General features: G+C 66.3%; 4 protein-coding genes. 1 reads left to right on the forward strand and 3 read right to left on the reverse strand.

The window, feature by feature from the left end; genetic code table 11:
- Positions 1 to 102: 102 nt before the first annotated feature.
- From WAW17_RS12830 to WAW17_RS12840, 3 genes are read right to left on the reverse strand one after another with little or no spacing between them, the layout of a single operon-like run.
- Positions 103 to 1,266: an acyl-CoA dehydrogenase family protein gene (locus WAW17_RS12830; protein WP_422333345.1), complete on the reverse strand. Its 1,164-nt coding sequence runs from the start codon at positions 1,264 to 1,266 to the stop codon at positions 103 to 105.
- Positions 1,263 to 3,272, reverse strand: a complete 2,010-nt coding sequence (locus tag WAW17_RS12835) for an acetyl/propionyl/methylcrotonyl-CoA carboxylase subunit alpha (protein ID WP_422333346.1) — start codon at positions 3,270 to 3,272, stop codon at positions 1,263 to 1,265. Before WAW17_RS12835 ends, WAW17_RS12830 begins: the two co-directional genes overlap by 4 nt.
- A 7-nt stretch (positions 3,273 to 3,279) precedes the next feature.
- Positions 3,280 to 4,869, reverse strand: coding sequence for a carboxyl transferase domain-containing protein (locus tag WAW17_RS12840; protein ID WP_422333347.1), 1,590 nt, complete (start codon positions 4,867 to 4,869; stop codon positions 3,280 to 3,282).
- 251 nt (positions 4,870 to 5,120) lie between these two features.
- Here WAW17_RS12840 and WAW17_RS12845 point away from each other — a divergent pair, with 251 nt between their 5' ends.
- On the forward strand, positions 5,121 to 5,678 hold the full coding sequence (locus tag WAW17_RS12845; protein ID WP_422333348.1) for a TetR/AcrR family transcriptional regulator: 558 nt from the start codon (positions 5,121 to 5,123) through the stop codon (positions 5,676 to 5,678).
- Positions 5,679 to 5,874: the final 196 nt, after the last annotated feature.

Genomic DNA, 5,874 nt, shown 5'->3' on the forward strand with positions numbered 1-5,874 from the left:
CCGTCGCTGCGCTCGCCCCGCTCACATCCCCCGTCGCTGCGCTCGCCCCGCTCACATCCCCCGTCGCTGCGCTCGCCCCGCTCACATCCCCCGTCGCTGCGCTCACAGTCCGACCTCCCGCGCGATCAGCATCAACTGCACCTCGGTGGTGCCCTCACCGATCTCGAGAATCTTGCTGTCCCGGTAGTGCCGGGCCACCGCGTACTCGTTCATGAATCCGTACCCGCCATGGATCTGCGTGGCGTCGCGGGCGTTGTCCATCGCAGCCTCGGACGCCACGAGCTTGGCGATCGCGGCCTGCTTCTTGAAAGGCTTGCCGGACAGCATCAGTGCAGCGGCGTCGTAGTAGGCGGCGCGGGCCGTGTGGGCACGTGCCTCCATGCGCGCGATCTTGAACGCGATGGCCTGGTTGTGACCGATCGGGCGGCCGAACGCCTCCCGCTCCTTGGCGTACTTGACCGATTCGTCGACGCAACCCTGCGCGGCGCCGACGCTGAGGGCAGCGATGGCGATTCGGCCCTCGTCGAGGATGCGCAGGAAGTTCGCGTACCCGCGTCCCCGCTCGCCGAGCAGATTCTCCTCGGGCACCCGAACGTCCACGAACGTGAGGGGGTGGGTATCGGACGCGTTCCAGCCGACCTTGTTGTACGCGGGTTCCGCCGTGAAACCGGGAGTCGAGGTGGGGACCAGGATTGTCGAGATCTCCTTCTTGCCACCGTCCTTCACACCGGTGACCGCGGTGACTGTCACGAGCCTCGTGATGTCGGTGCCCGAGTTGGTGATGAACTGCTTGTTACCGTTGATGATCCATTCGCCGCTGTCGAACTTGGCAGTGGTCTTGGTCCCGCCGGCATCGCTGCCCGCGCCGGGCTCGGTGAGACCGAACGCGGCCAGAGCCTTGCCGCTGGTCAGCTGCGGCAACCATTCCTGCTTCTGCGCCTCGTTGCCGAAGCGGTAGATCGGCATCGCCCCCAGAGACACCCCGGCCTCCAGGGTGATGGCGACGCTCTGATCCACCTTTCCGAGTTCCTCGAGCGCGAGGCAGAGGGCGAAGTAGTCGCCGCCCATTCCGCCGTACTCCTCGGGAAACGGCAGTCCGAACAGACCCATGTCCGCCATCCCGGCCACGACCTCGTACGGGAAGGTGTGGTTGGCATCGTGCTCGGCCGCGACCGGCGCCACGACATTCTTCGCGAAGTCGGCGACCGTCTTGGACAGCTGCTGGTATTCGTCCGGAAGTTGCCCTGTGGCAAAGTATTCGGTCATGACGCGTCTTCTTTCGTGTCGGTATGTGGAATGACTCGTGCAAGCAGTTGATCGACCAGCACCTGGTCCCCGGCCGCCACGAGGATCTCGACCACGCCGTCCACGGGCGCGGTGAGCGAATGCTCCATCTTCATGGCCTCGACGACCACGAGGGACTGACCGGCAATCACGTGAGTGCCCGATTCGGGGCCCACGGCAATCACCGATCCCGGCATCGGGCTGGTGATCTCTGCCTCGCCGGCATGCACGTCACCGGTGCGGACACTCAGTTCCCGGACCTCACGCAGCATCGTGGTGCCGTCCGAACCCGAGAGCCAGATGTGTCCGTCCGTCTCCGCCACCCGGTAGGTCTGCCGGCGGGCGTCGATCACGACCGAGAGGGTCGTGCCATCGAGCGCCGCCGTCAACGACTGGGTGTCGCCGTGCTCGACCTCCGCAGTTGCATCGGAAGGACTTCCGGTGATTCGCACGTGATCGGTGCGGGTCGGGGACGCCAACCGGATACTCGTCGGCGCAGGCGTGCCTACCCGCCAGCCGCTCGGCACGTCCCAGGGGTCTGCGACGGCACGGTCGGGCCAGCGCTGGAGCCAACGGAACGCCGCAGCCGCGATCAGCGCGGTGTCGGACGCCTCGGCGGCGACGAAGTCTTCCAGACGTCGATCGAGCAGGCCCGTGTCGAGGTTTCCTGCCACGACGTCCGGATCGGCCAGCAGGAAGCGGGCAAACTCGATATTGGTGACCACACCGAGCACACCGGTCTCGGCGAGCGCGCGGCCGAGCTTCCGCAGTGCGCCTGCCCGGTCGTCGGAATGGGCGATGACCTTGGCGAGCATGGGGTCGTAGTCGCTGCCCACCACGGTGCCCGGTTGCAGACCCGAATCCACCCGGATGCCGGGGCCTTCGGGTTCGACGACGTCGGCGACGAGACCACCGGTGGGCAGGGAGCCGCGGCTGGGATCCTCCGCGTAGACGCGGGCCTCGATGGCGTGTCCGGTGAGGGTGATGTCGTCCTGGGTGAAGCCCAGGGGTTCGCCGGCCGCGACCCGCACCTGCCACTCGACGAGGTCGAGGCCCGTCACCAGTTCGGTTACCGGGTGTTCCACCTGGAGCCGGGTGTTCATCTCCATGAAGAAGAACTCGTCCGGCGCGTCTGCGGACACGATGAACTCGACCGTGCCGGCCCCGGTGTAGTCGACGCTGCGCGCCGTGTTGCACGCTGCCTCGCCGATGCGTGCGCGCGTCGCTTCGTCGAGCAGCGGCGAGGGAGCCTCCTCGATCACCTTCTGGTGACGGCGCTGCAGGCTGCATTCACGCTCGCCCAGGTGAACCACGTTGCCGTGCGCGTCCGCCAGGATCTGCACCTCGATGTGCCTGGGCCGCAGGACGAACCGCTCCAGAAACAGGGTGTCGTCGCCGAATGCGGACGCCGCTTCCCGGCGTGCACTGCGCAGCGCGTCGCCGAGACCCTCGGGGTGCTCGACCAGGCGCATGCCTTTGCCGCCGCCGCCTGCGGACGGCTTGACGAGCACCGGATACCCGATGTCGTCGGCAGCAGTGACGAGATCCTCGTCGGACAGACCGGGGCGGGCGATGCCGGGTACCACCGGCACATCGAACTTCGCCACCGCGTTCTTGGCGGTGATCTTGTCGCCCATCACCTCGATCGCCCGGGTGGATGGTCCGAGGAAGGCGATGTCCGCGTCGGCGCAGGCCCCGGCGAACTTCGCATTCTCCGACAGGAAGCCATATCCGGGGTGAATCGCCTGGGCGCCGGTGGCTTGCGCCGCTGCGATCACCTTCTCGATCACGAGGTAGCTTTCCCGGGCCGCTGCGGGCCCCAGCAGGACCGCGGTATCGGCTTCCCGGACGTGCCGGGCGTCCCGGTCGGCTTCGCTGAACACGGCGACTGACCGGATGCCCATCGCGCGGAGCGTGCGGATCACGCGGACCGCGATCTCGCCGCGATTGGCTACCAGGACCGTGTCTATCCGAGTCTTTTCAGTCATTGTCCACTCACATCCGGAAAACGCCGTAGGAGACGGGCTCGAGCGGGGCGTTCGCACACACCGAGAGCGCCAGTCCGAGAACAGTTCTGGTATCTGCTGGGTCGATGATTCCGTCGTCCCACAGCCGGGCGGTCGAGTAGTACGGGTTGCCCTGCGCCTCGTACTGCTCGCGGATGGGCGCCTTGAAGGCCTCCTCGTCCTCCGGCGACCACGGGTTGCCTGCGCTGTCGAGTTGCTCGCTACGCACCGTCGAGAGCACCGACGCCGCCTGCTCGCCGCCCATGACGGAAATACGGGCGTTGGGCCACATCCACAGGAAACGCGGCGAGTAGGCGCGGCCGCACATCGAGTAGTTTCCGGCGCCGTAGGATCCACCGATCACCACGGTCAGCTTGGGAACCCGGGCGCAGGCCACCGCCGTCACCATCTTGGCCCCGTGCTTGGCGATGCCGCCCGCCTCGTAGTCCCGGCCGACCATGAAACCGGCGATGTTCTGGAGGAACACCAGAGGGATGCTGCGCTTGTCGCAGAGTTCGATGAAGTGAGCGCCCTTCATCGCCGACTCCGCGAAGAGCACACCGTTGTTCGCCACGATGCCCACCGGATGCCCCTCGATATGGGCGAAGGCCGTGACGAGCGTCTTTCCGTATTCCGCCTTGAACTCCGAGAATTCACCGGCGTCCACGATGCGGGTGATCACCTCGCGGACGTCGTACGGTGTGCGCGAATCCGTGGGAACCACGTCGTACAACTCGGTCTGCGGAGCCGTCGGAGGCACGGTTGCCACCACATCCCACGGCCGGACCGCACGGGGCCCGAGAGTGGACACGATGTTCCGGACGATCCGCAGAGCGTCCTGATCGTCGTCGGCAAGGTGGTCGGTGACACCGGAAACCTTGGAGTGCAGATCTCCCCCGCCGAGTTCCTCTGCGGTCACGACCTCACCGGTCGCGGCCTTCACCAACGGCGGGCCACCCAGGAAGATGGTGCCCTGATTGCGGACGATGACGGCCTCATCACTCATCGCGGGGACGTACGCACCACCCGCCGTGCAGGAACCGAGAACGGCGGCGATCTGGGGGATTCCCTGCGCACTCATCGTGGCCTGGTTGTAGAAGATGCGCCCGAAGTGCTCACGGTCGGGAAAGACCTCGTCCTGCCGTGGCAGGAACGCGCCACCCGAATCGACGAGGTAGATGCAGGGAAGCTGGTTCTGCAGCGCGACCTCCTGCGCCCGAAGGTGCTTCTTGACCGTCATGGGGTAATAGGTGCCGCCCTTGACCGTCGCGTCGTTGGCGACGATCACGCACTCCCGGCCGGACACCCGGCCGATGCCGGCGATGATGCCCGCACCGGGGCTCTCGTCTCCGTACATCCCGTTGGCCGCCAACGGGGCGATTTCGAGAAAGGGACTCCCGGGATCGAGAAGTGTGTCCACGCGCTCTCGGGGCAGGAGCTTGCCCCGGCTCACGTGCCGCTCGCGGGACTTCTCGCTGCCGCCCAAGGCGGCGACGGCCAGCCTCGACCGCAGCTCGTCCACGAGTTTGGTGTGCTCGGCTCGGTTGATCTCTCGAGCAGGGATTCCGCCCAGTGCCATCCTGTCGCCTTCTCTTCTTGACGCCCGGAAATTGTGAGTTAATACTCGATAACTGAAACTAAGATAACTGCGATTAACTGAGTTGTCCAGACCACATTCGAGGAAGAGCCATGGCGATGACCACAGACGTCGACGGAGCGCCGGCTCCATCCCACGACGGCACCGGGGCGCCGGCTCCATCCCCCGACGGCACCGGAGCGCCGGCTCCATCCCCCGACGGCACCGGGGCGCCGATCACGCGCCGTGAGCAGATGAAGGCCGACCGCCGTCGTCAACTCCTCCACGCCGCAGCCCGTCTCATCGCCGAGCGCGGCTTCCTGGGCGTCCGACTCGAGGATCTGGGATCGGCTGCCGGAATCAGCGGTCCCGCCGTCTACCGGCACTTCCCCAACAAGGACGCCGTACTGGTAGAACTGCTCGTCGGTATCAGCACGCGTCTCCTCGAGGGCGGGTCGAGAGTCGCCGCGCAGGCAGAATCACCGAAGGCCGCTCTGGAAGGCCTCATCGACTTCCACCTCGACTTCGCCCTCAGCGAGGCCGATCTGATCCGCATCCAGGATCGGGACCTCGACAACCTTCCCGACGAGGCCCGCCGCGAGGTGCGCCAGAAACAGAGGCGGTATGTCGAGGTGTGGGTGAAGGTGCTTCTGCAGGTAGACACCTCACTCGACGAGACGGATGCCCGGACCAAGGCCCATGCCACGTTCGGCCTCATCAACTCGACACCACACAGCGCCGACCCCACCACACCGGACCGGACCCGAAAAGTGCTGCGTCAGATGGCCCTCACCTGCCTCCAACCGGTGTAGCCGCGATCGAGCGACGGCACCCACCCCCAAGGGCAATTCAGCCCTACCCTCACCGAGAGAGTGATGATGGAGTGAACAGTGGCTTCGAATCGTGGAGCCGGTGACGGAGGTGGTTCTCTCGTTGCTGCTCGGCGGAAACAGAAACCGGCAGACAACGCGACAGATCGAGGGCGGTCCGATGAATGTTCCCGGACCT

It is taken from the genome of Rhodococcus sp. (in: high G+C Gram-positive bacteria) (assembly GCF_049286785.1).
In the GTDB taxonomy this organism is placed as follows: Bacteria; Actinomycetota; Actinomycetes; order Mycobacteriales; family Mycobacteriaceae; genus Rhodococcus_F.

Excerpts from the sequence above, each read along its gene's own strand:
- WAW17_RS12845 (WP_422333348.1), top strand. The coding sequence starts at position 5,121 with ATGAAGGCCGACCGCCGTCGTCAACTCCTCCACGCCGCAGCCCGTCTC.
- WAW17_RS12830 (WP_422333345.1), bottom strand. The coding sequence starts at position 1,266 with ATGACCGAATACTTTGCCACAGGGCAACTTCCGGACGAATACCAGCAG.
- WAW17_RS12835 (WP_422333346.1), bottom strand. The coding sequence starts at position 3,272 with ATGACTGAAAAGACTCGGATAGACACGGTCCTGGTAGCCAATCGCGGC.
- WAW17_RS12840 (WP_422333347.1), bottom strand. The coding sequence starts at position 4,869 with ATGGCACTGGGCGGAATCCCTGCTCGAGAGATCAACCGAGCCGAGCAC.